Raw genomic sequence first — 24,599 nt, forward strand, 5'->3', positions numbered from 1 at the left:
TTTCGAGAGAGCGCCCCCCATGACCGCCGCCGTCCAGACCGTCGCCTTTTCCCCCGTCGCGCCGGCGCTGCCGCGGGACGCCGCCCACGGCTCGATCCGCCGTCACCTCGCCCTGGCGGTGGGCCTGAGCGTCGCCCTCGTGGTCGGCGTCGGCGGCTGGGCCACCTTCACGATGATCTCGGGCGCGGTGATCGCGCCGGGCCAGCTCGTGGTCGAATCCGACGTCAAGAAGGTGCAGCACCCCACCGGCGGCGTCGTCGGCGAACTGCGGGTGCGCGACGGCGCCAGGGTCAAGGCCGGCGACATCCTGATCCGCCTCGACGAGACCCAGACGCGGGCCAACCTCGACATCGTCCGCAAGGCCCTCGACGAGCTCTCCGCCCGCCGCGCCCGCGGCGAGGCCGAGCGCGACGGGGCCGCCGCCGTGACCTTCCCGCCCGAGCTCGTCGCCCGCAAGGACACGGACCCGTCCGTCGCCCATCTGATCGAGGGCGAGGGCCGGCTGTTCGCCGCGAGGGTGGCCGGGCGCGAGGGACAGAAGTCGCAGCTGCGCGAGCGGGTCGCCCAGCTGCGCCAGGAGATCAACGGGCTCACCGAGCAGGCCGCCGCCAAGGAACGCGAGATCGCCCTCATCGGCGGCGAACTCACCGGCGTGCGCGAGCTCTTCGCCAAGAACCTGGTCTCCCTGGCCCGCGTCAACGCCCTGGAGCGCGACGGCGCCCGCCTCGTGGGCGAGCGCGGCCAGCTCGTGGCCTCGATCGCCTCGGCCAAGGGCAAGATCGCCGAGACGGAGCTGCAGATCATCCAGATCGACACCGACATGCGCAGCGAGGTCGGCAAGGACATGGCCGAGATCCGCGGGCGCTGGTCGGAATACGTCGAGAAGAAGGTCGCGGCCGAGGACCAGCTCAAGCGCGTCGACATGCGCGCCCCCCAGGACGGCACGGTCCATCAGATGACCGTCCACACCATCGGCGGCCTCGTGACCCCGAGCGAGCCGGCGATGCTGATCGTGCCGGAGGCCGACCAGCTCGCCGTGGAGGTCCGCATCCAGCCCCAGGACATCGACAACGTCCGCCTGGGCCAGGCGGCGGTCCTGCGCTTTGCCGCCTTCAACCAGCACGTCACGCCGGAGATCAACGGCATCGTCAGCCGGGTCTCGGCCGACGTCACCCAGGACCAGAAGACCGGCCTGACCTTCTACACCGCCCGCATCGCGATTCCCGAGGACCAGAAGGCGCGCCTGGGCAAGGTCCGCCTCGTGCCGGGCATGCCGGTGGAATCCTTCATGCAGCTCGGCGACCGCTCGGTGCTGTCGTATCTGACGAAACCGCTGGCCGATCAGGTCGCCAAGGCCTGGCGCGAGCGCTGAGGGACGTCCCATGCCGGTCTTCATCGTCACCCTGACCCACCCCGACGGCGACGGCTGGGAGCGCCACCTGCGCCCGCACGTGGACTACCTCCACGACCTCGTGGCGCGCGGGGTGCTCAAGGCCGCCGGCCCCCTCAAGGGAACGCAGAAGCGCATGGGGTTCCTGATCTTTTCCGCCGCCGACGAAGCCGAGGTCAGGGCCCTGGTGGAGGCCGATCCCTTCGCCGTCCACGGGGTCAACGAGGCGGTGTCGATCGCGGCCTGGGACCCCGTGTTCGGAACCTTCACGGAGGAGTCCAGCGGCTCCCTGCCGGGCATCGGGCCGGTCGGCCCGTAGCGGCCTTCGCCCCGCCCTGCCCCGGCGGCCGGCGCCGGCGAGAGAACCGCGGGCCGCAGCTCCCCGACACGAAGCGTCGCCGAAAGCCTTGCTTTTCCGCCTCGAATGCTGGTATGGCGACCGCCTTTCCGCGATGCGTCAGCACTCATCGCCGGGGCGGCCATGGGCGCTCCGTTCCCGTGACCCTTTGGACAGGCGGCCGGACCGGGCCGACGTGAGACCGATGAAGATTCGCAACTCCCTCAAGTCGCTGCGCGGCCGCCATCGCGACAACCAGATCGTGCGTCGCAAGGGCCGGGTCTACATCATCAACAAGACCCAGAAGCGCTTCAAGGCCCGCCAGGGCTGAGCCGGCCCTCGCGTCGACCGACGCGGGTCGGATCGACGCGTCAGCGCGGCACGTTGACGGGACCGGCCGGTGCGGGAATGCTCGCACCATGTCGCGATCCCTCCTCGCCCGCTCGGCCGCCTCGCTTCTCTGCCTGGGATGGGCCGTCGCCGTCGTGCCGGCGGCCATCCCGCCGGCATCGGCGGCGCCCGAACCGGCCCCCGCGCCCAAGGCCCAGCCCCTCACCCTCGACGAACTGTACGCACGCCTAAGGGCGGCGGAGGACGACGCCGAGGCCAAGGGCATCGCCGGCCTGATCGAGCGCCGCCTCGACCGGTCGGGCAGCGCCACGGCCGACCTCCTCACCGAACGTGCCCGGCAGGCGATGAGCGGGCGGGACTTCCCCCTGGCCGTCGAACTGCTCGACCGTGCCACCACCCTCGAGCCAGGCTGGTCGGAGGGGTGGAACCGGCGCGCCACCGTGTTCTGGCTGCTGCAGGATTCCGCGAGCGCGATCTCCGACCTCAAGCGGACGCTGGTGATCGAGCCGCGCCATTTCGAGGCCTGGGCGGCGCTCGGGCGGATCTACATGTCCATCGACGAGAAGGGCCGGGCGCTGGACTGCTTCCGCCGCGCCGCCGCTCTCTACCCGCGCATGCCCAACCTCAAATCCGCCTTGGACAAGCTCGTGCCGGACGTCGACGGGCGCGACCTGTAGCGCGTCGGTGAGCCTCCTCCAGGGAATCGCGGGCCTCGCCGCGGGGCTGCTCGCCGTGGTGGCCGGCGTGCTCGCGGCCGCGGCCGTCGCCACGCTGATCATCGAGTTGCGCATCGGCGCGCGCCTGCCGCCGCAGGGGCCGTTCGTGACGGTGGAGGGTGGGCGCCTCGCCACGATCCAGGCGGGGCCGAACCCCTCGGCCAAGGGCACCGTGGTGCTGCTGCACGGCGCCTCGGCCAATGCCTCCGACCCGATGGAGGGCGTCGGGCGGCGCCTGGCCGCGCAGGGCTTCCGGGTGATCGCCTTCGACCGGCCGGGCTTCGGTTGGAGCGACCGCCTGAACGGGGGCGCGATGGCGACCCCGGCGGCGCAGGCCAGGGCCATCGCGCAGGCCCTCGACAGGCTCGGGACCGGACCGGCGATCGTGCTCGGCCATTCCTGGGCGGGCGCGCTGGCCGCGGCCATCGCCCTCGACCATCCCGGCGCCGTGTCCGGCCTCGTCCTGGTCTCGCCGGTGGCCCTGCCGTTCCCGCAGGCGATCACGCTGCCCTGGTACTGGACCCTCGCGCTCGAACCCCCGGTGCTGTGGGTCCTCAGCCGGACCCTGGCGAGCCCGGTGGGCCTCTATGCCCTGCCGCGGGTCGGCGGCACGGTGTTCCGGCCGCAGGCGGCGCCGGACGACTACATCGACACCAGCCGGGCGGCCCTGGTGCTGCGGCCCGCGACCCTGCGGGCCAACGTCCAGGATCTCGTCGCCCTTCCCGACGCCCTCGCGCGCCAGGCCCCGCGCTACGGCACCCTCGCCGTGCCCACGGTGATCGTGGCGGGGGATGCCGATCCGGTGGTGGTGACCGAACGACAGGGCAAGCCGCTCGCCGGCCTCATCCCGCAGGCGAAGCTCGTGGTGCTGCCCGGCATCGGCCACATGGTCCAGATCGTGGCCGCCGAGGCGCTGGCGACCGAGGTCGCGGCTTTGGCCGAGCGCATCGCAGCGGCGAAGCGGGCGGGCGTGCCGTAGCCCCGCGCGCCGATCCGGCGGCGGGGCCTCGCGTGGAGTGATACGGTTTGCCGCTTGCATCAAGCGGGAACCGTATCACCGCGCCCGCGCGGCGCCTGAGCGTAGCCCATGTCCGCAGCACGACGTGCTCAACCGGAAATGGCACACCACGCCTACTTCGGCTTGATGATCTCGACGCCGAGCTTGGTCTCGCCGTTGAAGGCCCAGATGCTCTTGTAGCCGCCGGCGTCGTCCTCGACCAGGAGCGCCGTGCCGCTCGACCCGCTGCTGGTGAAGTTCGCCGCCATGATGCGGGCGTCACCGACCGCGTAGCCGACGTATTTGTCGCCGCCGATGTTCCAGTTCAGCCGGAACGTGTCCTTGCTGGTCTGGGTGATGACCAGCGTGCCCGCGTATTCGGTATCGGCGGTGCCGTTGTTGCCCTTCACGGAATAGGTGCCCGGGCCCCCGGCCAGGGCCGGCAGGCTCAAACCCATCGCCAGGGCGACGAAACCCGATCTCAAAACTCCCATCATGGTCAAAAACCCCCAGTTCATCGATTGTTGGCCCGGACAGCACCGGGCGGATCGTCCCTAAACAGGTTATCGTCCCCTTGCACGCGCCAAGCTGCGCCGTACCCCGCGATCCCGCAGCATTTTTCGCTCCCGAGGAGGGTCGGCGGCGCGGTCGGCGGGCCTCGCGACGCCAGCCCACCGTGGGCGAGGGGAGCCGCACCCTGCCCGCCGCCCTCGGCCCACCCGTCAGGTCCACCCCCGGATGCCCGCACCGATGATCGACAGGTTCAGCCATCACCGGCTCGCGGCGGCGTTCGATCCGCGTCCGCGGATCGGTGCCCGTGCCTTCCGGCGACACATGCTGCGGTCGCTCCTGGCCGTGGCCGTCCTGCTGTGCCTGGCGGTGTGGCTGGCCGGGCAGGGCTGGCGCGGCCCGGCGATCGCCGCCGCGGCCGGCCTCCTGCCCCTGGCGCTCACCGTGCTCGCGCGCACGGCCGGACGCCTGCGCGACAGGGACCGCAGCCCGTGGTGGCTGGCGGCCTACGGCGCGGTGGCGCTGGCGGGCTTCGCGCCGATCGAGGACCTCACGGAGGCGTATCCGCTGGAGACCCTGGCCACCGCCCTGGCGATGGTGGGGTTCGAGCTGTGGTTCCTGGTCGAGACCTGGCTGCGTCCCAGCACGCCCGGCCCCAACCGCTACGGGCGGCAGCCGGACGAGGACGGCCCGCCGTCAGTGTGAGCGCATGCGGTCCACCACCGCGCGGGCTGCCTCGAAGGCCTCGTCGGCATCGAGATCGGTGGTGTCGAGCACCACGGCGTCGGCGGCGGCCTTGAGCGGGGCGGTGCTGCGCGCGGAATCGCGGGCGTCGCGGGCGACGATGTCCTCGAGGATCGCGGCCAGCGTGCTCGTCTCGCCGCGGCGCACGAGTTCGAGGTGGCGGCGGCGCGCGCGCTCCTCGGGGGCCGCGGTGATGAACAGCTTCACCCGGGCATCGGGGCAGACCACGGTGCCGATGTCGCGCCCGTCGAGGACGGCACCGCTCTCGCCGCCGGCGAAGCGCTGCTGCCAGGCCAGCAGTGCCGCGCGCACCGCCGGCACCGAGGAGATGCGCGAGGCCGCCTCCCCCATCGCCCGCTGGCGCAGGCGCGGGTCGGCGAGGCGGTCGGCGATCAGGCTCGCGGCGGCGCGGGCCGCGGCGGCCTTGTCGTCGAGGTCGTAGCCGGCGTCGAGCACCGTCAGGGCCACCGCCCGGTAGAGCAGGCCGGTGTCGAGGTGGGGCAGCCCGTAATGGGCGGCCAGGCGCTTGGCCAGGGTGCCCTTGCCGGAGGCCGCCGGCCCGTCGATCGCGATCACCATCGGCATCCGACTCACTCCGCGATCGCGGCGCCGAGGGCCTGCATCGTCGGCAGGAAGCTCGGGAAACTCGTGGCGATCATCGCCCCGTCGTCGACGGTGACGGGCTCGGCGCTGGCCAGACCCATCACCAGGAAGGCCATGGCGATGCGATGGTCGAGGTGGGTCGCCACCGTGCCCCCGCCGCGCGGCGGGGTACCGTCGCCGTGGACGACGAGGTCGTCGCCCTCCACGAGATGCGCCACGCCGTTGGCCGCCAGGCCGTCCGCCACCGCCGCGAGACGGTCGGATTCCTTCACCCGCAGTTCGTGTAGGCCGGTCATGCGGGTGGTGCCCTGCGCGAAGGCCGCGGCCACGGCCAGCACGGGGTATTCGTCGATCATCGCGGGCGCGCGCTCGGGCGGCACGTCGACGCCGGTGAGGCGGCTCGCCCGCACCCGCAGGTCGGCCACGGTCTCGCCGCCCTCCTCGCGCTCGCGAAGCCGCTCGATGTCGGCCCCCATCTCGATCAGCGTGGTGACGAGGCCGATCCGCAGCGGATTCATCATCACGCCTTCGATCGTCACGTCCGAGCCCGGCACGATCAGGGCGGCCACCAGCGGGAAGGCCGCCGAGGACGGATCGGCGGGCACCACCACGTCGGTGCCGCGCAGGGTCGGCTGGCCGGTGAGCGCGATGGTGCGGCCGTGGCCGCCCTCGCCGGTGTGCGTCACCGCCACCTCGGCCCCGAACAGGCGCAGCATCCGCTCGGTATGGTCGCGGGTGGCCGCCGCCTCGATCACGGTGGTGGTGCCCGGCGCGTTGAGGCCGGCCAGCAGCACCGCCGACTTGATCTGCGCCGAGGCCACCGGCGTCTCGTAGGTGATGGGGATGGCCTCGCGGGGGCCGCGCAGGGTCAGGGGAACGCGCCCGCCCTCGCCTTCCGAGACCACCTGCGCGCCCATGCGCAGCAGCGGGTCGAGGATGCGGCGCATCGGGCGCTTGCGCAGGGAGGCGTCGCCGTCGAACGTGGCGGTGACCGGCTGGCCGCCGACGACGCCCATCATCAGGCGCGAGCCGGTGCCGGCGTTGCCGAAGTCGAGGACGCCGGCGGGGTCCGACAGGCCGCCGATGCCGACGCCGCGCACCACCCAGCGGCCCTCGCCGAGGCGATCGACGCCCGCGCCCAGGGCCTTGGCCGCCTGCGCCGTCCGCAGGACGTCGTCGCCCTCCAGAAGGCCCTCGACCCGGGTCTCGCCGATGCTGAGCAGGCCCAGGATCATCGCCCGATGCGAGATCGACTTGTCGCCCGGCGGGCGCAGGGCGCCGCGCAAGGGGGCGCCGGCCGTGGCCGTGAGGGGATGGGGAGCGGAGGCGTGCGACACGGGGCTTTGCTTTTCGGCTCGATCGCCGGACCACGACGTCATGTCGGGGCCGGCGCGCGACGGGGTCGGCGGCCGGATCCGCGCCGGGGGCGGACCGATCACCTCGGCGCCGGTTATCACGCAGGGGCTGCGCCGTCATCAGACCGCCGAAGACCGGCAAGGGAGAGACGAGGGACGGACACGGGACCGGCGAGCGGCCGGCAGGCGCGGCGCAGGAGCGATTTGACAGGACCTTTGCGCCCGACTAACGGACCCCCTCCCCCAAGCCCGCACATCTTTAGAGGTTTTCGCCCGTGGCCAGACCGGAACTCGGCTTGAAGCGTCAATGCATGAGCTGCGGCGCGAAGTTCTATGACCTCGACCGCGATCCGGCGACCTGCCCGAAATGCGGGACGATCTACCAGGTCACGGCCGCGTCGAGCCGCATCGCCGCCCCCGCCCTCGCCGCCCGCGCCGCCGCGGTGCCGGCCGACGACGACGAGGACGTCGAGGCCGAGAAGGGCGGACCCGAGATCGTCTCCCTCGACGAGGTCGAGGCGGCCGAGGACGAGGCCGATCCCGTGGCGGACGACGCCGACGGCGACACCGCCGATGCCGACGACACCTTCCTCGAGGAGGAGGATGCCGGGGACGACGACGTGGCCGACCTCATCGACGGCGACATCGAGAACGACGAGGAGACCTGATCGGTCTCGTCGACCCGGACCTCCCCCGACGAGGCCGGCTAAAAAAATCCTCTCCGATCGGCATCGAAGGGGTTGAGTCCGGGCAACGGCCCGAATATAGAACCGCCTCCGCCGGACGTCGCCCAAGACGCCCGGCCGGAACGACAGCCGGGACGGACCTTTTACGAGGGTCCCGGCCACTGAATGTGGGGCCTTAGCTCAGCTGGGAGAGCGCTTCCATGGCATGGAAGAGGTCATCGGTTCGATCCCGTTAGGCTCCACCATTCACTTCTTACACGTCAGCCGCCGTGACGAGGCTATCGCAGGCCGGGCACGTTCGGTGCCGGTGCTGGCAATCTGCGTCGGCTTTCCCCGATTCTCACGATGGTCGCCACGTCGATGCAACGGGATCGGTCGATGCACCGTTCTCGCTCCATGAGCATGCGCCCGTCCGTCCTCCCCGGCCTTGTCCTGGCCGCCGCCCTGTCTGGCGCGGCACCGGCGTCCGCCGCCAGCTTTCCCTGCGCCGAGGCCCGCACGCCCGACGAGGTCGCGATCTGCGCCGACCTCGGGCTCAACGACCGCGACGTCGAGATGGCGACGCGGTTCGAGATCCTGCGGGCGATGCTGCCGATGGGCGGCAACGCCAAGCTGCGCGAGGACCAGGAGGCCTGGCTGAAGGAACGGGCCAGCTGTGCCGGCGACAAGGCCTGCCTGCGCGGGGCCTACGACGCCCGTCTGACGACCCTGCGCGCGGTCTTCGCCGAATTCGCCAAGCAGGGTCCGCAGTAGGCGGCCGGCCTTCAGGCCGGCGGCAGGCGCGCGAGCAAGCGGTCGAGGAGCGGGTTCTCGGCCGTGAAGGCGTAGTCGGTCCGGCGCACGCTCACCGAGCTGGCGCCGGCCGCCACCAGGGCGTCGGCCAGGTCGAACACCGCGTCGACCGGGCACTGCATCACGATCTCGCCGTCGCGGCCCGTGGGCGCGCCGTAGGGCAGCGTGGCGTCGTGCAGGGCACTGATACCGGCCAGATCGATGTCGCCGCTCATCGGCATTCCGGCGCGCACCTCGCGGCCGATGCGGGCGCGCTCCTCCGCGGCGATGCGGCCGAGGACCGTGCGCAGGGCCGCCCGCTGGGTCGCGCCCCACTCGGCCTTCAGGGAGGCCACGAGGTTGGCCTCGGAGCGCAGGATGGTGCCGTCGTCGAGCACCTTGAGGGCGTTGGCCGCCAGCGTCGCGCCCGTCGTGGTGATGTCGACCACGATCTCGGCCGAGCCCGCCGCCGGGGCGCCCTCGGTGGCGCCGAGACTCTCGACGATGCGGTAGTCGGCGACCCCGTGGTCGGCAAAGAAGCGCCGGGTGAGGTTGACGTATTTCGTGGCGATGCGCAGGCGCCGGCCCTGGCGGATCCGCATCTCGGCGGCGACCTCGTCGAGGTCGGCCATGGCGCGCACGTCGATCCAGGCCTGGGGCACCGCCACCACCACCGTCGCCTGGCCGAAGCCCAGCGGCGTGATCAGCTCGACCTGGCCGCTCGCCTCCGGCAGCGTCTCGCGGATCAGGTCCTCGCCGGTGATGCCCAGATGCGCCGCGCCGCTGGCGAGCTGGCTCGCGATCTCGGAGGCCGACAGGTAGCGCACCTCGACGTTGGGGACGCCGACGAGGCGACCGCGGTAGTCGCGCGCGCCGGTACCCTGCGCGAGCTTGAGCCCGGCGCGGGCGAAGAAGGCGGAGGCGTTCTCCTGCAGCCGGCCCTTGGAGGGCACGGCGAGGACGAGGGCGGTGGGCATCTGGGGGCTGTCCGGCATCACCATGTCCCTCTCACGCCGCCATCCGGGCGAGCCAGAAGGCGCAGCCCACCGCCGGCACCGGCACCGGGCTGCCGAGGTGCTGCAGCAGGCCATCGTAGCGGCCGCCGCCGACCAGGACCGTGGCGGCGCCCGTGTCCGTCACCTCGAAGATCATGCCGGTGTAATAATCGAGGTTGCGCGCGAAGCCGGCCGAGAATCGGAACCGTTCCACCTCGAGGCCGCGCGCGGCCATGAAGCCGGTGCGCTCCTCCACGAGGCCGATGGCCTCGTCGAGCGGCGGATGGTCGAGGCCCGCGTCCCGCGCCAAGGCCCTGATCTGGCCCGCCGCCCGGTCGGGATCGGCGTCGATCGCCCGGTAGCGCTCGATCAAGGCGCGGTTCTCGGCGTTGAGTCCGGCGCCGCCGTTGGCCTGGGCCGCGGCCTTGGCGAGGAAGCGCTCGGCGATCTCGCCGGCGCTGCGCCCGCCCACCCGCGAGATGCCGGCGATGGACAGCACGTCCTCGACGAAGGCGCGCACCCCGCGCGGGTCCTGGCCCTGGATCGCCGACAGCAGGCCCGCGTGCGGGTCCTCGACGCTGGCCGCGTTGGCGACCTCGTCCAGCGAGCGCCCGCCGGCGAGCGCCCGCAGGGTGCGGCGCTTGGCGGCCGGGGGCACCGCGAGGGCGTCGAGGAAGCTGTGGGTGAGGCCCATGTCGCCCAGGCGCACCACCACCTCGGTGCGGCCGAACAGGGCCAGCCCCTCCAGCGCCAATCCCACCACCTCGGCATCCGCCGCCGGGACGTCGACGCGTCCGATCGATTCGATGCCCGCCTGCAAGAACTCGTCGGGTTCGCCGCGCGCCAGCCGGAACACCGGCCCGAGGTAGCTGTAGTCGGCGCCGGCCCCGAGGCCGCGTGTCAGGTGATGGCGGCAGACGGGGATCGTGAACTCGGGTCGCAGGCAGTATTCGGCGCCCGCCGCATCCTGCGTGACGAAGATGCGCCGGCGGATGTCCTCGCCGGACAGTTCCAGGAAGGGCTCCACCGGCTGCAGCACCGGCGGCGTGACCGCGCCGTAGCCCTGCGCGGCGAAATGGGCGGCCAGGGCCGCCTGCCTCCGGCCGTCGTCGCTGGCGCCGCCCGCCTCCGGTCTCGTCATGGGTCCGCTCGCCGCCTTCGAGGTGGGGCATCGTGTCGATGGTGAGCCCTTATCAACCCGGGCCGTGTTTGGCGACAGAGGTCTTTTACCCGTCGTCGCCCCCTGCACCGTCATGGCGGTGGAAGGGCGGCGCCCGGCATATGGGCAGGCGCCTTTCCGGAAAGCAGCGCTTCAGCGCGACGCGTGAAACCCGACCCTCTCCCGGATGCCCGTAGCGACGGGAGGGATGATCCGGGACGCCGCCGAGGGAGTGCCGCGAAGCGGTGCCGTCGCTCGGCCACCGCCGTCCTGCGGCCGACGGCCTTCCCTCACGCCCAGCCCTGCAACTCCCGGTTCACCACGTTGGCGATGACCTTCATGCCGAGGTCGCTGTCGTTGAGGCAGGGGATATAGGCGAAGCGTTCGCCGCCGTTGTCCTCGAAGTAGTGGCGGTTCTCGCCGTCGAGTTCCTCCAGCGTCTCGAGGCAGTCGGCGGTGAAGCCCGGCGCCACGATCGCCATGCGCTTGACGCCTTCCTTGGCCAGGGTCTGCACGGTCTCGTCGGTGTAGGGCCTAAGCCATTCCTCGTTGCCGAAGCGCGACTGGAAGGTGGTGCGCATGCGCTCGGGCGAGAAGCCCAGCGCCTCGCGGATGAGGCGGCCGGTCTTCACGCACTGGCAATGGTAGGGGTCGCCCTTGAGGAGGTAGCTCTTGGGCACCCCGTGGAAGGAGGTCAGGATCACCTCCGGGTCGAAGTCGAGCTTGGCCAGCCCCTCGCGGATCGATTGGGCCATCGCCTCGATGTAGACCGGGTCGTCGTGATAGGGCGCCGAGACCCGGACGGTGGGCTGCCAGCGCATCTGCATGAGGGCCTTGAAGGCCTGGTCGCAGGCGGTGGCCGAGGTCGCGGCGGCGTATTGCGGGTAGAGCGGCACCAGGAGGATCTTGTCGCAGCCCTGGTCGAGCAGGGCCTGCAGGCGGAGCGACACCTCCGGCTTGCCGTAGCGCATCGCCCAATCGACCACGACGCGGTCGCCCATCATCTCCTGCAGGCGCTCGCATTGGCCGCGCGTGATGGTCTTGAGGGGGCCCTCGTTGCGCTCGTTGTTCCAGACGCTGGCGTAGTCGCGGCCCTTCGGACCCGGGCGCTTGGTCAGGATCACGAGGTTGAGGAGCGGCCACCAGATCAGGCGCGGCACCTCGATGACGCGCCGGTCCGAGAGGAACTCCTTGAGGTAGCGGCGCATCGGCCAGTAGCTGGTGCCCTCGGGCGTGCCCAGGTTCATCAGGAGCACGCCGACGCGGCCCCAGCGCACGGCCGGATGTTCGGGCGGCAGGGTGCCCGCGACGGGCTGGTTCACCGGCGCCGACGCCGGATGCACCTGGGCCTGCTTCATCGGGGCCGGCTGCAGTTGGGCCGGATTCACCTGGGCCGGTTCGACGCGTTCGTTCATCACACTTCCCGCTGGGGCACCGACGCGGCGGCGGCCTGACCGGCCACATAGGGCACGGTTGTCTACCCGTGCATATCTAACTAGATCACAGGCCCTGCCAGCGATGCCCCGATCGATCAAGGCGCGACATGCCGTCTCCCCGGTACTTCCTGAACCACTTCATGCCGTTCACCGGCTATCCGTACAGGGGTGAGGCCACGGCCTGCAATCTCTGCGGCTCGGCCGAGGCGGTGGTGGTGGCCAAGAGCGACCGCCGGCTGAAGACGCTGCGCTCCGTCGCCTGCGCCCAATGCGGCCTGATCCGCACCGACCCGATGCCGACGCCCGACGAATTGGCGCATTACTACGCCCACGCCTACCGGGCCGACTACCAGCTCGCCTTCGCCGGCGGGCCGCCGCGCCACCATCTCAAGCGCAGCGCCCGCGAGGCCGCGTTCCGGGCCGAACTCCTGGCGCCCAAGCTCAAGCCCGGCGCGCGGGTGCTCGATTTCGGCTCCGGCTCGGGGGAGTTCCTGGCCGCGGCCCGCGGGCTCGGCTGCGAGGCGGTGGGCGTCGAGCCGGGGCGCGACTACGCGGCCTACGCCCGGACGCACCACGGCATCGAGGTCCTCGACGACGCCGAGGACGACCGCTTCGCGCCCGGCTACTTCGACGTCATCACCACCCACCACGTCTTCGAGCACCTGCGCGACCCCGCCGACGTCGCCCTGCGCCTCGTGCGCTGGCTCAAGCCGGATGGGCTGCTCTACATCGCCGTGCCCAACATGGCCGCCACCGGCAAACCGCCGCACGAGCGCTTCCACTTCGCCCACGTCCACGGCTTCGTGCGCCAGACCCTCGACCTCACGGCCCGCCGCGCCGGCCTGGTGCCGCACCCCGATTTCTGGCGCGAGGACACGACGGTGGTCTACCGGCGCACCGACGCGCCGATGCCGGCCCTCGCCAACCCCGGCCTCGCCGAACGCCTGGCGGTGGACCTCGAACCGATGGCGCCGGGCGCCTTCCTGGCCTCGGGCGCCTGGGTGCTGCCGATGCTGCGGCGCAACGCCAAGGCGGTGCGCGACACCTTCTCCTCGCGCTGAGCCGGTTTTTTCGCGGGAGCCGCCGCCCGGCTGTTGTCTGACCTTCATGATCGTCGGTCTAAGACCGACGGTCACCACCAGCGATCCTGTCCCGTCCGGTGTGCGGGTGCCCTTGACCGGACGCGGTCGAAGGTCGCTGGTATAAGGTATTCACCACATCGTGGTCGCAACCACGTTCCGGAGACGATCGCCATCATGTCCCCTCCCAACCGCCGCCAGACGTTCGGTCTCGGTCTCGGAGCGGGCCTCGCGACGGGCATCGCAGGGCCGGCGCATGCGGCGATCCAGGCGCCGGTTCAGGAGCCGACTTTCACGCTCCTTCTCGTCAACGACGTCTACCGGATGGCCGAGCACGAGGGGCGCGGCGGCTTTCCCCGCCTCACCGCCGTGGTGCGGGCCGAGCGGGCACGCGGGGTGCCGATGCTCTACGCCCACGCCGGCGATTCGCTCTCGCCCTCGCTGATGTCCGGCTTCGACCGCGGCGCCCACATCGTCGAACTCCTCAACATCGCGCCGCCGGACATCTTCGTGCCCGGCAACCACGAGTTCGACTTCGGCCCGGCGGTGTTCGTCCAGCGCATGGGCGAAGCGAACTTCCCGGTCTTCGCCGCCAACCTGCGCGATGCCGGGGGCCAGCGCCTGCACGGCCTGCGCGACAGCACCCTCGTCACCCTCGGCGGCGTCAAGGTCGGCCTCCTCGGCCTCACCCTCTCCACCACCGCCGAGAAATCGAGCCCCGGCGACCTCGTGTTCGAGCCCGAGTTGCAGGCGCTCGCCCGGGAGGCCCCGGCCCTGCGCGCAGCCGGCGCCGACCTCGTCGTCTGCGTCGCCCACACCGGCCGCGCCCTCGACGAGGCGATCCTGGCCACCGGCCTCGTCGACATCCTGCTGTCGGGCCACGACCACGACCTCGTGGTGCGCTACGACGGCCAGCGCGCCATGGTCGAATCGAGCTTCGACGCCCGCTTCGTCACCGCCCTCGACGTCTTCGCCACCGTCACCGGCCAGGGCAAGACCCGGCAGGTCGCGTGGCGGCCGAGCTTTCGCATCCACGACACCAGCACCGTGCCGCCGGACCCGGAGGCCGCCGCGGTGGTGGCGCGCCTCGAATCGCGGCTGTCTCGCGAGCTCGACGTGCCGGTCGGCGTCACCGAGGGCGAACTCGACAGCCGGATCGCCACGGTGCGGGCCCGCGAGTCCAGCTTCGGCAACCTCGTGGCCGACGCCCTGCGCTCCTCCCACAAGGCCGAGATCGCGATCACCAACGGCGGCGGCATCCGCGGCGACAAGCTCTACCCGGCCGGCACCGTGCTGACCCGCCGCGACATCCTGAGCGAACTGCCGTTCGGCAACACCACCGTGCTGGTCTCGCTCACCGGCGCCCAGATCCGCAGCCTGCTCGAGACCGGATTCGGCGAGGTCGGCCGGCCGGCCGGGCGCTTCCCGCAGGTCTCGGGCCTCGCCGTCACCGTCGATGCCACCAGGCCGCCGGGCCGGCGCATCAGCGCCATCAGCGTCGCCGGCGGCGCCCTCGACGAATCGCGCAGCTACACGGTCGCCTCCAACAGCTTCCTGTTCGACGGCGGCAACGGCTACAGCGCCCTCTCGGAAGGCCGCACCCTGGTCTCCCCGAGCGACGGCAGGCTGCTCGCCAACGAGGTGATGGCCTTCATCCGCGAAAAGGCCCCCCTGGGCGTGGAGGCGCAGGGCCGCATCGTGATCCGGTGACGGGGCCCGTCGCCACCGCGCTCGCCCGCTTCCGCGCCTGCGGGTCGGGCTGGCTGGAACTGCCGTTCTTCTCGGGCGGGGCGGCCGATGCGGTGGCAACCAGAATCGATGCGCGCATCGCCGAGGGCGCTACGGTGCTGCCCGCCCCCGACGACATCTTCGCGGCGCTGGCGCTGACGCCGCCCGAGGCGGTGAAGGCCGTGGTCCTCGGACAGGACCCCTATCCGACGCCGGGCGACGCCCATGGCCTCGCCTTCTCCTACGTCGGCCCGCGCCGGCTTCCGGCCTCCCTCAAGGTGATCCTGGCCGAATGCCCCGGCGGCGCGCCGGTGCCCCCCACCGGCGACCTCTCCCCCTGGGCGCGGCGCGGCGTGCTCCTGCTCAACACGGCCCTCACGGTGGAGGCCGGCAAGGCCGGCGCGCACCTGCGCTACGGCTGGTCGGCCCTCACCGACGAGGTCGTGGGCCACCTCTCCGCCCAGGGCCGCCCGGTGGTGTTCCTGCTGTGGGGCGCCCCGGCGAGGGCGCGGGCCGCCCTGATCGACACGAACCGCCACGGCATCGTCGAGAGCGGCCACCCCTCGCCCCTCAACCGCCTGCGCGACTTTGCCGGCTCACGACCCTTCGACAAGGCGAATGACTGGCTGGTGCGGAACGGCGTCGCGCCGATCGACTGGCGTTTGGATTGAGCCTGTTCGACCAACGATATCAGCTCATCCCCGCGGGCCAAGACAGCGTGTCCCGGCTCGTTCCCTCATCCTGAGGCGCTCCTTGCCTTGGCAAGGAGCCTCGAAGGAGACCTCCAGGGGACGCCGCGATCCCTGGAGGTCTCCTTCGAGGCCGCCTTCGCGGCACCTCAGGATGAGGGAAAGCCTTGGAAATACAGATCAAACAGGCTCTGAGCGCGAGATCCTACCGCTACACCACCGCGTCCCAGGTCTCGCTCACCGGCTTGCCGCCGAACATCAGGCGGGCGCGCAGCACGATGTCGCCGGGGGGCAGCGGGGTCGGGGGACGCCATTCGACGTAGAGGCGCCAGCCGCCGGTGGGCGTGACCTTCTCCATCACCGGATCGACCATCTTGCCGGCGCTGGCCGAGACGCTGGCGGTGATGTCGGCCTCCGCGCTGTCGGGCAGGTTCGCGCCCTCGAAGTCGATGGCGAAGAGGCGACGCTCGGGGATCGGCGGCTTGACCACGCGCAGCTGGTCGGGCGACCCGACCCGGGTCGAGACCACCCGCGCCAGGTCGCCGGGGATGGCCGGGTCGGGCTCCTGGCCCACCGTAGTCAGGGTGTAGTCGAAGGAGAGGCGCGCGCCCTGCGCGACAGGTCCGTTCGGCACGAAGGCGGCCACGATGTTGTCGGCGTATTCCTCCCGGGAGGGGATCTCGAACAGCTCCACCGCGCCCGGCCCGAAGCCGCCCGGCTGCTGGGGGGCCACCCACAGGCCGGGACGGGCCTCCTGCCGGGCCTGGACGTCGAGATAGGCGGCAAAGCGGCGCTCGCGCTGCAGCAGCCCGAAGCCCACGAGGTCGTCGGCCCGGAACAGGGACGCCTGCGGCCCGGCACGGCCGTTGACGAGCGGCCGCCATGCCCGGTCGCCGGGTGTGGCCACCACCAACCCGTCGGAATCGTGGACCTGCGGCCGGTAATCGTCGAGGGGCACGGCGTTGCGCGCGCCCGGCCCGTTCTGGCCGTGCAGGAACATGCTGGTGAGGGGTGCGATCCCCAGCCGCCCGATCGCCTGGCGCGGGTGCAGCGAGGACGTGACCGTGATGCGCGAGGGGTCGCCCGGCGCGATGTCGAACCGGTAGGCCCCCGACAGGCTCGGCGAATCGAGCAGCGCCAGCACCGTCACCGCCCGCGCCTCGGGCTCCGGTTCACAGATCCAGAAGGCGGTGAAGTCGGGAAACTCCTCCGGGTGGCCGGGGTTGGCGGTGTCGATCGCAGCCGCGCGCGCCGACAGGCCGTACTCCTGGCCCTTGCCGCGCAAGCGGAAATACGAGGCCCCGAGGAAGACCAGGAACTCCTCCTGGCGGCCGGCATTCGCCGGGTCGAAGGCGTAGTGCAGCCGGAAGCCGGCAAAGCCGAGCTCGGTCGAGAAGCTCCGGCCGGCGAGTTTGTCGCCGAGCTGGAACAGGCCCGGCGCGTAGGCGATCCGGCGCGGCGCCCCGACGTCGCTCTGAAGGTAGAGGGCGACGCGCTTCCTCTGCAGGAAGCCGCGGTGGAACAGCTGCACCGAGAACAGGCGGTTGAGCCGGGGGGCGGCCTCGGGCCGGAAGATGATGGCGCGATAGGCGTCGTAGTCGAGCTTGGCCAGGGCCGGCGGCAGGTCGTCGGGCTGGGGCTGGTAGGGCGCCTCCGCCAGCGCGCGGGCCTGGGTGACGACACCCTCGAAGGTCATCGGCGCGCCCTCCTGACCGAGGGCGGCGGCGGGCAGCAGCGCCCCGGCGGCCGTGGCGAGACCCGCCTGGAGCAGGCCGCGCCGGGAGAGGGCGTCGGGATCGGGCGGGAGGGAGGTATCCGTCATCGGTTCTTTCTCGGAACGATCGTGCAGGCTTCGAACGAACGTGGGGCTGTGACGCTTCGCACCGTCTCATGTCGGGGGCCGCCCGTGCGGACAAGGGCGGCCGGCAAGAACCGATCCGATCGCCGGACGATCGTTTCACGGCGCCACGATCTCCACCGTCACGCTCACCCGCGCCTCGATCGTGATGCGGCCGGGCCGGACCGGCAGGCGGATTTCGCGGTCGGCCGCGGGGGCCGCCGCCTTCATGGGCCTGCCGGCCCGACGCATGTCCATGCCCTCGTCGCCGGGGATGGCGATGGCCAGGATGCGGCCGGGCCTGGCGCCCGAGGCCGCGATCAGCCGGCCGGCCCGCTCCAGCGCGTCCTTCACGGCGCGCTCCTCAAGGGCGAGGAGGCGGCTGCGCGCGTCGCTCAGGCTGAACTCGACCCCACTGACGAGGCCCTCGGCCTCGGACAGACGGGGCAGCAGCTCGGGCAGGCCCGCGAGGTTCGACGTGGTGAGGGTCAATCCGTAGGCGGCGCTGTATCCGGTGCGGCGGCGCTTCTCGACCTGCTCGCGGCCGCGCTCGTCGCGCACCGTCTCGTAGAGCTCCTGGACGGTGGGGCCGTCGCTCTCGGTGTCGGCCTCCGCGATGCCCGCCGCCGTCACGACGCCGAGCACCCGGTTCACCTTGGCCGCGAGGCTTCGGCTCGCCGCCTCGGCGGTGGCCCCCGTCGCCTCGATCCGCAAGGCGATCCCGGCCCGGTCCGGCGCCAGCATTTCGCGGACCTGGCCGACCGACTCCATCGCGGGTGTCGGTGGCACGGAGACCTGCGCCCGGACCGGCACGGACAGCGGGCCGCACAGGAATGCGCCGCACAGGAGGAGGCGCCCCGCCGCCGTCGCTCGTCGTCCCATCGTCGAACCCTCGTCATCCGCTGCGTCGGGAGCGTTATGGACGCCCCGGCGCCTGAAGCCGAGCCCTCGCGCTCGTTCGGGCGACATTCAGGCGTGCGGCCCCTATGTCGTCCCCAGGCTGCAAGCCGCCTTGTCCCGCTCGCGATTGTTGTTCCGCCATGTCGCTTCTCCGGTCGCCACACGATGCGCGCCACCCCGAGGTCGAGGCGCCCGAGATCCGGGACGAGCCCGGCCTCGCCGCGACCCTGGCCCGCCGCCGGATGGCGCTGGCGCTGGCGACGCTGGGCACCGCCGGCGCCATCGCCGGGCTGGCCCTTGCCGCCTACGGCCGCCCGGTGGGCGCCCTCGGCTGGAGCGTGTTCACGCTGTTCGCCCTCGTGATGACCTGGCAGTCCTTCGTCGCCTGGCAGTACCTCTACGGCCTGATCGCCGCGGGAATGGGCGCGCGTGCCCAATCGGCGCTGGAACGGCGCGCGGCCACCGTGCCGGCCCGGGCCTCGGGCGAGAGCCGCACCGCCGCCGTGGTGGCGATCCATGCCGAAGACGCGGTGGCGGTGTTCTCCGCCCTGCGCGTCATGGCCCGCTCGCTCCAGCGCGAGGGCGGGCACGGCGAGGACATCGACCTGTTCGTCCTGTCCGACACCCGCGACGGCGCCATCGCCGCGGTGGAGGAGCACGAGTTCGCGCGCATCACCGCCTGGGCGGCGCAGAACGGGCCCGGCCTGCCGCGGTTCCGCTACCGCCGCCGCGAGCGCAACACCGGCCGCAAGGCCGGCAACATCACCGAGTTCTGCAAGACCTACGGCCCCGAGTACGACTTCATGATCGTGCTCGATGCCGACAGCCTGATGACCGGGGCCACCATGCGCCGCCTCGTGCGGCTGATGGAGGAAGCCCCCGCGGTCGGCCTGATCCAGACCGTCAGCTACGCCGCCGGCCGCGACACCCTGTTCGCCCGCATCCAGCAGTTCGCGGTGCGGCTCTACGCGCCGCTGGCCATCCGCTGCCTCGAGACCTGGCAGGGACCGGACGGGAGCTACTGGGGCCACAACGCGATCCTGCGGATCGAGGCCTTCGCGCAGAACGCCGAGCTGCCGGTGCTGCCGGGGAAGGCGCCCCTGGGCGGCGAGATCCTGTGCCACGACATCGTCGAGGGTGCCCTCCTGCGCCGGGCCGGCTGGGAGGTCCGCCTCCTGCCGGAGATGGGCGGCACCTGGGAGGAGATGCCGACCAACCTCGTCGATCTCCTCGGCCGCGAGCGCCGCTGGTGCCAGGGCAACATGCAGCACCTGCGGGTGCTCGGCATGCCGGGCCTGCGCGGCGCCAGTCGCTGGCACCTGGCCGTGGGCATCCTCTCCTACCTCGCCTGCCCGCTGTGGCTGGCCTTCCTGGCCGCCGCCGGCACGCAGGCCGCCCTCACCGGCGACCTCGGCCTGCTCGCCTACGGGCTGACCGGCACCGGCCCCGCCGCCCATGCGCTCGCCGTCCTGACCATCGGCACGATGGCTCTGCCGAAACTGCTCAGCCTCGGCCACGTCCTGGCCTCGGCCGAGCGCCGGGCGGCCTTCGGCGGCACCCGCTCGCTGCTGATCAGCGCGGCTCTCGAACAGGTGGTCTGGGTGCTGCTGTGGCCGGTGATGACGCTGTTCGCCGCCGGGGCCGTGGCCACCACCTTCCTCGGCCGGGTGGTTCGCTGGGACGTCCAGGTCCGCGACGACCGCCAGGTGCCCTGGCGCGAGGCCTGCCGCCTGCAGGCCGACGCCCTGGTGGTGGGCGCCGTGCTCGCCGGGCTCCTCGTCTATGCCGGCGACCTCTGGCTCGCCCTGTGGCTGGGCCCGATTGCCCTCGCCCTTCTCACGAGCCCCGCCCAGAGCGTGCTCACGAGCCGGGCCGACCTCGGCCGCGCCGCCCGGTCCCGCGGGCTGTTCCTCACCGCCGACGACACCGCCCAGGCGCCCGAGCTCATCGATCTCGCCCAGAGCCGGGGCGGCGCCCCTGCCGCCGCGGGCGGGCAGCCGGGGCGCTCCGCCCGCGCCGGCGAGCCGGTCTGGCGGCCGGAAGAGGTGCGGGCGGGCTCGCCGCACTGATACCCGCGGGGTCGCCCTACTTCCCGGCGGGCCTGCCCAGGACGTCGATGGGGTTGGTGCGCTGCTCGGGAGCCGGCTGGACCGGCGTCGTCCGGCTCGGCTTGCCCTTGACGCCGTCGGTGCCGGTGCCCTGGTTGCCGCTGGCCAGTTCGAGGCAGGTGACCATCTCGACGTAGCCCGGCGAACCGCCGAGCTGGGCCTGCTTGCCGCATTGGGTCTTGGCCGCCGGGGTGAACTCGCCCCACCGGCGCTTGACCTCGTCCCTCGCCTCACGCTCGGAGCGCAGACAGCCGTCCCGGCTCTCCTTCTGCGTGCCGGTGCTGATCGACCCGGCCGAGCGGCAGGTGGCCTCGAGGTCGAGGTCGGGGGGCGCGCCCTGCGCATGCAGCGGCTGGGCGAGCGCGACGAGGACGGCGGCGCTCGTCAGGAGGCGGTGGAGGGTCATGGGCTGGCGGTCTCGCGAGAAGGGCCCTCCCCAACGCGCGAGGGGGGAATTCGATCGCGTCAGGATTGCAGCGCCGCGTTGAGATCGGAAAACAGGTCGTCGCCGTCCTCGATCCCCACCGAGAGCCGCAGTAGGTCCGGCGGGCACGGCGTGCCCGGCCCCTCGACGGACGCGCGGTGCTCGATCAGGCTCTCGACGCCACCGAGCGACGTCGCCCGCTTCCACAGCCGCACCCGCGCCGCCGCGGCGATGGCCGCCGCCTCGCCGCCCGCCACCCGGATCGAGAGCATGAAGCCGAAACCGCCCTGCATCTGCCGGGCGGCGACGGCGTGGCCGGGGTCCTCGGGCAGGCCCGGATAGAGCACCCCCGTGATGCGGGGATGGCGCGAGAACCGCTGCGCGAGATCGGCGGCCGTGGCCGATTGGGCCGCCACCCGCAGGGGCAGGGTGCGCAGGGAGCGCATCAGCAGGTAGGCCTCGAACGGCCCGAGGATCGCCCCGCCCCCCGAACGGATCGCCCCGATCCGCTCCCAGGTGGCGTCGCGGATGGCGGTGGCGAGCACCCCGGCGACCACGTCGGAATGGCCGTTGAGGATCTTGGTGGCCGAATGCATCACGATGTCGGCGCCGAGCGCCAGCGGCCGGGTGTGGATCGGCGAGGCGGCGGTGGAATCGATGGCCAGACGTGCCCCGGCTTCATGCGCGATGGCCGCGGCCGCGGCGATGTCGGTGATGGTCCAGAGCGGATTGCCGGGGGTCTCGATCCAGACGAGCCTGGTCCGGCCCGGCCGCATCGCCGCCCTGAGGGCATCGAGATCGTCCATGGCGACGGCGTCGATCTCGAGACCCCGCCGCGGCGCCTCGGCCATGAGCCAGCGGCGCAGGCCCCAGTACATCACGCGCGGCACCACCACGTGGTCGCCGGGTTCGAGGGCGCCGAACACCGCGGTGGCCGCGGCCATGCCGGAGCCGAACAGCATCGCGGCCGGCGCGCCCTCGAGCATCGCGACCACGGCTTCGCATTCGCGCACCGTGGCGTTGTCGGGCCGGGCGTAGGAATAGCCCGAGCTGTAGCCGTTGTCGGGATCGCGCAGGAAGGTGGTGGAGACGTGGAGCGGCGCCACCACCGCCCGCGTCGCCGGGTCGACGGCGCCCATCGCCTGCGCGGCGAGGCTGCGCCGCGCCCACACCGGACGGCCGGCCTCGTCGGGCGGGTCGGACTGCGTCATGGTCGATGCTCCTGGCGAGGCGGTGTCGATCGGACTGTGTCGATCGGGCCTTGTCGATCGGGACTTGTCGATCGGGACTTGCAGAACGGGATCGGGATCGCAAGCTCAGGCGTGACGCGCGGGCCCGCCCCGCCCCATCTGGAGAACCCGCGGTTCCATGACCACCGTCACGAGGGTGCCGAGCGCGCCGCCTCCCCTGTTTCCGCGCCTCGCCCTGGCGATCCTGCCGGTGACCGCCACCGCGGTGATCGGGTCGATGGCCACGACCCCCAACATCGAGGGCTGGTACGCCCACCTGCAGAAGCCGAGCTTCAACCCGCCGAACTGGGCGTTTCCGGTCGCCTGGACGATCCTCGACCTGATGATCGTCGCCTCGGCCTGGCGGCTGCTCGGGGCGCGGCCCCGCACCGGACCGACCTCGCGCGGCTGGTGGCTGGCGGTCGCCGCCTTCGCGGCGCAACTCGTCCTCAACGCCACCTGGACGCCGGTGTTCTTTTCGGCCCACGCCATGGGCGCGGGCCTCGTCGTGGTGGTGGCGCTGCTCGTGATGATCCTGTGGACGATCCGAGCGAGCTGGCGCTACGACCGGATCGCCGCCTGGCTGCTGGTGACCTACGCCGCCTGGGTCGCCTTCGCGACCCTTCTCAACGCGGCGCTCTGGCAGCTCAACTGAGCGCGGGCCGCCGCCTCATCCCATTTCCGGTTGATCACTTCGTGATGCGGACATGGGCTTCGCTCAGGCGCCGCGCGGGCTCGGTGATACGGTTCCCGCTTTTGATCCAAGCGGAAACCGTATCAGGCCGCCGAGATGTCGACCTGGATGTTGCCTCGGGTGGCGTGGGAATAGGGGCAGACCACGTCGGCGCGCTTGACGAGGTCGGCGGCGACCTCGGGGTCGATGCCGGGCAGGGTCGCCTTGAGGGTCACCACGAGGCCGAAACCGGCGCCGTCGTCGCGCTGGCCGATGCCGACGGTGGACTCGACCTTGGCGTCGTCGGAGATCTTCACCTTGTCCTTGGCCGCCACGAACTTGATCGCGCCGAGAAAGCAGGCGGCGTAGCCGGCCGCGAAAAGCTGCTCGGGGTTGGTGCCGTTGCCGCCGCCGCCGCCGAGCTCCTTCGGAGTGGAGAGGCCGACGCTGAGCGCGCCGTTGTCGGTGGCCGCTGAGCCTTCGCGGCCGCCGGTGGCATGGGCGTGGGCGGTATAGAGAGCCTTCATGTCGATCTCCTGGTTGTGCGCGGGGGCCGGCTGTCGCGTGGGACGGTGGCGTCGGTAAAAGGCCCGAGGGCGGCCTGCCGTTCCGCGCCGATGCGGTGACCGGACGCGCCGACCGCCGCCTTGCCTCAGAACCAGATTGTGCGCAATCGAGTTCGTTGCAAGGGGGCGCGTGCGCTCCACCGCGACGGCGTGCCCGTGCCAGGGACGGGTACCGTGGAACTCCGAACCCGGGTCGACGACGCGCCGAGCGAAACGGCGAGCCGTACCGGTCACGCCCCCTCCCCGTCTTTCCGGGGCGCCGCGCAGGCGAACCCGGAACCCGGAACCCGGGGCCGCCGACGCAAGCCGTCTTGGACGCATGTGGTGGTCCTGGATTCCGGGCCCTGCTCCCCAGACCCGGAATGATGGGAGCGTGGCCGTCTCGGCCGCACGCGATGACAGTCCGCTGGGTTCGGAACTCTGACACGATCCCCAAAAGGCAATCGGGTGAACCCGATTGCCCTGGGGGGTCTGACTCGCCTCAAGCGCCGGCGGCCGCCTCCGCGGCTCTGGCCATCGCTCCGCTCGACGCTTTGTAGGATGGATGTTCTGCAACACCCGCTTCGCGAGGCGCACTTCGCGCCCGCACGATCGACAATCGGGTGAACCCGATTGCCCCGAACGATCCCCGCCCCTGGATTGTGCCGCATGCCGGATATCCCTAAGGTCCGGAATGAATGCAAAAAATCGCGGCGACATCGCCCGGCGGAACGGCGGATCATGACGGGCCGGCACACCATCGCAACGGCGCAGGACGCCCCCGCCGAGGCGCCCCCGGCCGGGGATGCCCAGCGGCTCGACGCGCAGCTCTGCTTTGCGGTCTATTCCGCCGCCCATGCTTTCGGACGCGCCTACCGCGCCCTGCTGGCGCGCCACGACCTCACGTATCCACAATACCTCGTCCTGATGGTGCTGTGGGAAAGCGAGGGGCTGACCGTCAAGGAGATCGGCAACCGCCTCTTCCTCGATTCCGGCACGTTGACGCCCCTCCTCAAGCGGATGGAGGCGTCCGGCCACGTCCGCCGGGCCCGCGACCGCACCGACGAGCGCCAGGTCAGCATCTTCCTGACCGCCAAGGGCAGGGAACTCGAGGGCCGGCTCGACTGCATTCCCGCCAAGGCCGGCGGGATGAGCGGGATGAGCCCGGAGGCACGCCGCGACCTTCTCGACCTGCTCGTCGGGTTGCGCGGCTCCCTGCACGGCAGCCTCGAGTCCGACGACCCCTGAGGATGCCGCCCCGGACCATGAAAAAAAGCCGCCTCCGATCGATCGGAGACGGCTTCGACGTACGGTCTCTGCACGCTAGGTCTCGGCAC

The 24,599-nt window shown here is 72.1% G+C and carries 25 protein-coding genes and 1 tRNA gene; 15 read left to right on the plus strand and 11 right to left on the minus strand.

Annotated features, from left to right (window positions below; translation table 11 throughout):
- Positions 1–19: 19 nt before the first annotated feature.
- The 5 genes from ASF39_RS06680 to ASF39_RS06700 all read left to right on the plus strand — a co-directional run bounded on the left by ASF39_RS06680 (position 20) and on the right by ASF39_RS06700 (position 3,773).
- Positions 20–1,372: an HlyD family type I secretion periplasmic adaptor subunit gene (locus ASF39_RS06680; protein ID WP_056282085.1), complete on the plus strand. Its 1,353-nt coding sequence runs from the start codon at positions 20–22 to the stop codon at positions 1,370–1,372.
- 10 nt (positions 1,373–1,382) lie between these two features.
- Positions 1,383–1,709, plus strand: coding sequence for a YciI family protein (locus ASF39_RS06685; protein WP_055886185.1), 327 nt, complete (start codon positions 1,383–1,385; stop codon positions 1,707–1,709).
- Between the two features lie 223 nt (positions 1,710–1,932).
- Positions 1,933–2,058, plus strand: a complete 126-nt coding sequence (ykgO, locus tag ASF39_RS06690; RefSeq protein ID WP_055886195.1) for a type B 50S ribosomal protein L36 — start codon at positions 1,933–1,935, stop codon at positions 2,056–2,058.
- Between the two features lie 88 nt (positions 2,059–2,146).
- Positions 2,147–2,755 (plus strand): tetratricopeptide repeat protein, encoded by a 609-nt coding sequence (locus ASF39_RS06695; protein WP_056282088.1) that lies wholly within the window; start codon positions 2,147–2,149, stop codon positions 2,753–2,755.
- A 7-nt stretch (positions 2,756–2,762) separates the two neighbouring features.
- Entirely contained in the window at positions 2,763–3,773 is a 1,011-nt protein-coding gene (locus tag ASF39_RS06700; RefSeq protein WP_056282090.1) for an alpha/beta hydrolase, read from the plus strand.
- Positions 3,774–3,925: 152 nt separating this feature from the next.
- Here the strand turns inward: ASF39_RS06700 and ASF39_RS06705 are convergent, their stop codons facing one another.
- Positions 3,926–4,285 (minus strand): hypothetical protein, encoded by a 360-nt coding sequence (locus ASF39_RS06705; RefSeq protein ID WP_210168657.1) that lies wholly within the window; start codon positions 4,283–4,285, stop codon positions 3,926–3,928.
- 256 nt (positions 4,286–4,541) lie between these two features.
- Between ASF39_RS06705 and ASF39_RS06710 the strand changes: the two genes are divergently transcribed.
- Positions 4,542–5,006, plus strand: a complete 465-nt coding sequence (locus tag ASF39_RS06710) for a DUF805 domain-containing protein (protein ID WP_056282093.1) — start codon at positions 4,542–4,544, stop codon at positions 5,004–5,006.
- Here the strand turns inward: ASF39_RS06710 and cmk are convergent.
- On the minus strand, positions 4,998–5,630 hold the full coding sequence (gene cmk, locus ASF39_RS06715) for a (d)CMP kinase (RefSeq protein WP_055886208.1): 633 nt from the start codon (positions 5,628–5,630) through the stop codon (positions 4,998–5,000). The two genes, ASF39_RS06710 and cmk, sit on opposite strands and share 9 nt — an antisense overlap.
- Before the next feature lie 5 nt (positions 5,631–5,635).
- On the minus strand, positions 5,636–6,985 hold the full coding sequence (gene aroA / locus ASF39_RS06720; RefSeq protein ID WP_056282096.1) for a 3-phosphoshikimate 1-carboxyvinyltransferase: 1,350 nt from the start codon (positions 6,983–6,985) through the stop codon (positions 5,636–5,638).
- A gap of 293 nt (positions 6,986–7,278) precedes the next feature.
- Between aroA and ASF39_RS06725 the strand changes: the two genes are divergently transcribed.
- The 3 genes from ASF39_RS06725 to ASF39_RS06735 all read left to right on the plus strand — a co-directional run bounded on the left by ASF39_RS06725 (position 7,279) and on the right by ASF39_RS06735 (position 8,442).
- On the plus strand, positions 7,279–7,671 hold the full coding sequence (locus ASF39_RS06725) for a TIGR02300 family protein (RefSeq protein WP_082494409.1): 393 nt from the start codon (positions 7,279–7,281) through the stop codon (positions 7,669–7,671).
- Between the two features lie 187 nt (positions 7,672–7,858).
- Positions 7,859–7,934: transfer RNA gene (locus ASF39_RS06730), tRNA-Ala, on the plus strand.
- A gap of 133 nt (positions 7,935–8,067) precedes the next feature.
- Positions 8,068–8,442 (plus strand): lysozyme inhibitor LprI family protein, encoded by a 375-nt coding sequence (locus tag ASF39_RS06735; RefSeq protein ID WP_200938177.1) that lies wholly within the window; start codon positions 8,068–8,070, stop codon positions 8,440–8,442.
- A gap of 11 nt (positions 8,443–8,453) precedes the next feature.
- Here ASF39_RS06735 and hisG read toward each other — a convergent pair whose 3' ends face one another.
- From hisG to hemH, 3 genes are all read right to left on the minus strand, one after another.
- A complete protein-coding gene (hisG, locus tag ASF39_RS06740; RefSeq protein ID WP_055886480.1) occupies positions 8,454–9,455 on the minus strand; it encodes an ATP phosphoribosyltransferase in 1,002 nt (333 codons plus the stop codon).
- Between the two features lie 13 nt (positions 9,456–9,468).
- Positions 9,469–10,596 (minus strand): ATP phosphoribosyltransferase regulatory subunit, encoded by a 1,128-nt coding sequence (locus ASF39_RS06745; RefSeq protein WP_055886218.1) that lies wholly within the window; start codon positions 10,594–10,596, stop codon positions 9,469–9,471.
- A 308-nt stretch (positions 10,597–10,904) separates the two neighbouring features.
- The gene (gene hemH / locus ASF39_RS06750; RefSeq protein ID WP_056282202.1) at positions 10,905–11,972 is read right to left on the minus strand and encodes a ferrochelatase; all 1,068 of its coding nucleotides are present in this window, start codon (positions 11,970–11,972) and stop codon (positions 10,905–10,907) included.
- A 185-nt stretch (positions 11,973–12,157) separates the two neighbouring features.
- Between hemH and ASF39_RS06755 the strand changes: the two genes are divergently transcribed.
- The 3 genes from ASF39_RS06755 (at position 12,158) to ASF39_RS06765 (ending at position 15,528) form a co-directional block, all read left to right on the plus strand.
- Positions 12,158–13,111, plus strand: a complete 954-nt coding sequence (locus tag ASF39_RS06755) for a class I SAM-dependent methyltransferase (RefSeq protein WP_055886222.1) — start codon at positions 12,158–12,160, stop codon at positions 13,109–13,111.
- A 195-nt stretch (positions 13,112–13,306) separates the two neighbouring features.
- Entirely contained in the window at positions 13,307–14,839 is a 1,533-nt protein-coding gene (locus tag ASF39_RS06760) for a bifunctional UDP-sugar hydrolase/5'-nucleotidase (protein ID WP_055886224.1), read from the plus strand.
- The gene (locus ASF39_RS06765; protein WP_056282099.1) at positions 14,836–15,528 is read left to right on the plus strand and encodes a uracil-DNA glycosylase; all 693 of its coding nucleotides are present in this window, start codon (positions 14,836–14,838) and stop codon (positions 15,526–15,528) included. Before ASF39_RS06760 ends, ASF39_RS06765 begins: the two co-directional genes overlap by 4 nt.
- Positions 15,529–15,757: 229 nt before the next feature.
- Here ASF39_RS06765 and ASF39_RS06770 read toward each other — a convergent pair whose 3' ends face one another.
- Both ASF39_RS06770 and ASF39_RS06775 read right to left on the minus strand, forming a co-directional pair.
- Entirely contained in the window at positions 15,758–17,242 is a 1,485-nt protein-coding gene (locus ASF39_RS06770; protein WP_056282205.1) for a glucan biosynthesis protein, read from the minus strand.
- A gap of 261 nt (positions 17,243–17,503) precedes the next feature.
- Positions 17,504–18,265: an SIMPL domain-containing protein gene (locus ASF39_RS06775; RefSeq protein ID WP_162240578.1), complete on the minus strand. Its 762-nt coding sequence runs from the start codon at positions 18,263–18,265 to the stop codon at positions 17,504–17,506.
- 158 nt (positions 18,266–18,423) lie between these two features.
- Here ASF39_RS06775 and mdoH point away from each other — a divergent pair, with 158 nt between their 5' ends.
- Positions 18,424–20,352 (plus strand): glucans biosynthesis glucosyltransferase MdoH, encoded by a 1,929-nt coding sequence (mdoH, locus tag ASF39_RS06780; protein WP_082494412.1) that lies wholly within the window; start codon positions 18,424–18,426, stop codon positions 20,350–20,352.
- Between the two features lie 16 nt (positions 20,353–20,368).
- Here mdoH and ASF39_RS06785 read toward each other — a convergent pair whose 3' ends face one another.
- Both ASF39_RS06785 and ASF39_RS06790 read right to left on the minus strand, forming a co-directional pair.
- The gene (locus tag ASF39_RS06785) at positions 20,369–20,797 is read right to left on the minus strand and encodes a hypothetical protein (RefSeq protein ID WP_055886233.1); all 429 of its coding nucleotides are present in this window, start codon (positions 20,795–20,797) and stop codon (positions 20,369–20,371) included.
- 59 nt (positions 20,798–20,856) lie between these two features.
- Positions 20,857–22,026 (minus strand): aminotransferase class V-fold PLP-dependent enzyme, encoded by a 1,170-nt coding sequence (locus ASF39_RS06790; protein WP_056282104.1) that lies wholly within the window; start codon positions 22,024–22,026, stop codon positions 20,857–20,859.
- A gap of 157 nt (positions 22,027–22,183) precedes the next feature.
- On the opposite strand from ASF39_RS06790, the gene ASF39_RS06795 reads away from it, so the two are divergent.
- Positions 22,184–22,699, plus strand: a complete 516-nt coding sequence (locus tag ASF39_RS06795; protein WP_056282107.1) for a TspO/MBR family protein — start codon at positions 22,184–22,186, stop codon at positions 22,697–22,699.
- A 122-nt stretch (positions 22,700–22,821) separates the two neighbouring features.
- Here ASF39_RS06795 and ASF39_RS06800 read toward each other — a convergent pair whose 3' ends face one another.
- Positions 22,822–23,244, minus strand: coding sequence for an organic hydroperoxide resistance protein (locus tag ASF39_RS06800; RefSeq protein WP_056282110.1), 423 nt, complete (start codon positions 23,242–23,244; stop codon positions 22,822–22,824).
- Positions 23,245–24,003: 759 nt separating this feature from the next.
- Here ASF39_RS06800 and ASF39_RS06805 point away from each other — a divergent pair.
- Entirely contained in the window at positions 24,004–24,510 is a 507-nt protein-coding gene (locus ASF39_RS06805) for a MarR family transcriptional regulator (RefSeq protein ID WP_082494413.1), read from the plus strand.
- Positions 24,511–24,599: the final 89 nt, after the last annotated feature.

It is taken from the genome of Methylobacterium sp. Leaf108 (genome assembly GCF_001423265.1).
GTDB lineage: Bacteria > Pseudomonadota > Alphaproteobacteria > Rhizobiales > Beijerinckiaceae > Methylobacterium.

What these genes read in the sequence shown, in the direction of transcription:
- ASF39_RS06680 (WP_056282085.1), top strand. Translation starts at nt 20, where the DNA reads ATGACCGCCGCCGTCCAGACCGTCGCCTTTTCCCCCGTCGCGCCGGCG.
- ASF39_RS06685 (WP_055886185.1), top strand. Translation starts at nt 1,383, where the DNA reads ATGCCGGTCTTCATCGTCACCCTGACCCACCCCGACGGCGACGGCTGG.
- ykgO (WP_055886195.1), top strand. Translation starts at nt 1,933, where the DNA reads ATGAAGATTCGCAACTCCCTCAAGTCGCTGCGCGGCCGCCATCGCGAC.
- ASF39_RS06695 (WP_056282088.1), top strand. Translation starts at nt 2,147, where the DNA reads ATGTCGCGATCCCTCCTCGCCCGCTCGGCCGCCTCGCTTCTCTGCCTG.
- ASF39_RS06705 (WP_210168657.1), bottom strand. Translation starts at nt 4,285, where the DNA reads ATGGGAGTTTTGAGATCGGGTTTCGTCGCCCTGGCGATGGGTTTGAGC.
- ASF39_RS06710 (WP_056282093.1), top strand. Translation starts at nt 4,542, where the DNA reads ATGATCGACAGGTTCAGCCATCACCGGCTCGCGGCGGCGTTCGATCCG.
- cmk (WP_055886208.1), bottom strand. Translation starts at nt 5,630, where the DNA reads ATGCCGATGGTGATCGCGATCGACGGGCCGGCGGCCTCCGGCAAGGGC.
- ASF39_RS06735 (WP_200938177.1), top strand. Translation starts at nt 8,068, where the DNA reads ATGCACCGTTCTCGCTCCATGAGCATGCGCCCGTCCGTCCTCCCCGGC.
- hisG (WP_055886480.1), bottom strand. Translation starts at nt 9,455, where the DNA reads ATGCCGGACAGCCCCCAGATGCCCACCGCCCTCGTCCTCGCCGTGCCC.
- ASF39_RS06745 (WP_055886218.1), bottom strand. Translation starts at nt 10,596, where the DNA reads ATGACGAGACCGGAGGCGGGCGGCGCCAGCGACGACGGCCGGAGGCAG.
- hemH (WP_056282202.1), bottom strand. Translation starts at nt 11,972, where the DNA reads ATGAAGCAGGCCCAGGTGCATCCGGCGTCGGCGCCGGTGAACCAGCCC.
- ASF39_RS06755 (WP_055886222.1), top strand. Translation starts at nt 12,158, where the DNA reads ATGCCGTCTCCCCGGTACTTCCTGAACCACTTCATGCCGTTCACCGGC.
- ASF39_RS06760 (WP_055886224.1), top strand. Translation starts at nt 13,307, where the DNA reads ATGTCCCCTCCCAACCGCCGCCAGACGTTCGGTCTCGGTCTCGGAGCG.
- ASF39_RS06770 (WP_056282205.1), bottom strand. Translation starts at nt 17,242, where the DNA reads ATGACCTTCGAGGGTGTCGTCACCCAGGCCCGCGCGCTGGCGGAGGCG.
- ASF39_RS06775 (WP_162240578.1), bottom strand. Translation starts at nt 18,265, where the DNA reads ATGGGACGACGAGCGACGGCGGCGGGGCGCCTCCTCCTGTGCGGCGCA.
- mdoH (WP_082494412.1), top strand. Translation starts at nt 18,424, where the DNA reads ATGTCGCTTCTCCGGTCGCCACACGATGCGCGCCACCCCGAGGTCGAG.
- ASF39_RS06785 (WP_055886233.1), bottom strand. Translation starts at nt 20,797, where the DNA reads ATGACCCTCCACCGCCTCCTGACGAGCGCCGCCGTCCTCGTCGCGCTC.
- ASF39_RS06790 (WP_056282104.1), bottom strand. Translation starts at nt 22,026, where the DNA reads ATGACGCAGTCCGACCCGCCCGACGAGGCCGGCCGTCCGGTGTGGGCG.
- ASF39_RS06795 (WP_056282107.1), top strand. Translation starts at nt 22,184, where the DNA reads ATGACCACCGTCACGAGGGTGCCGAGCGCGCCGCCTCCCCTGTTTCCG.
- ASF39_RS06800 (WP_056282110.1), bottom strand. Translation starts at nt 23,244, where the DNA reads ATGAAGGCTCTCTATACCGCCCACGCCCATGCCACCGGCGGCCGCGAA.
- ASF39_RS06805 (WP_082494413.1), top strand. Translation starts at nt 24,004, where the DNA reads ATGACGGGCCGGCACACCATCGCAACGGCGCAGGACGCCCCCGCCGAG.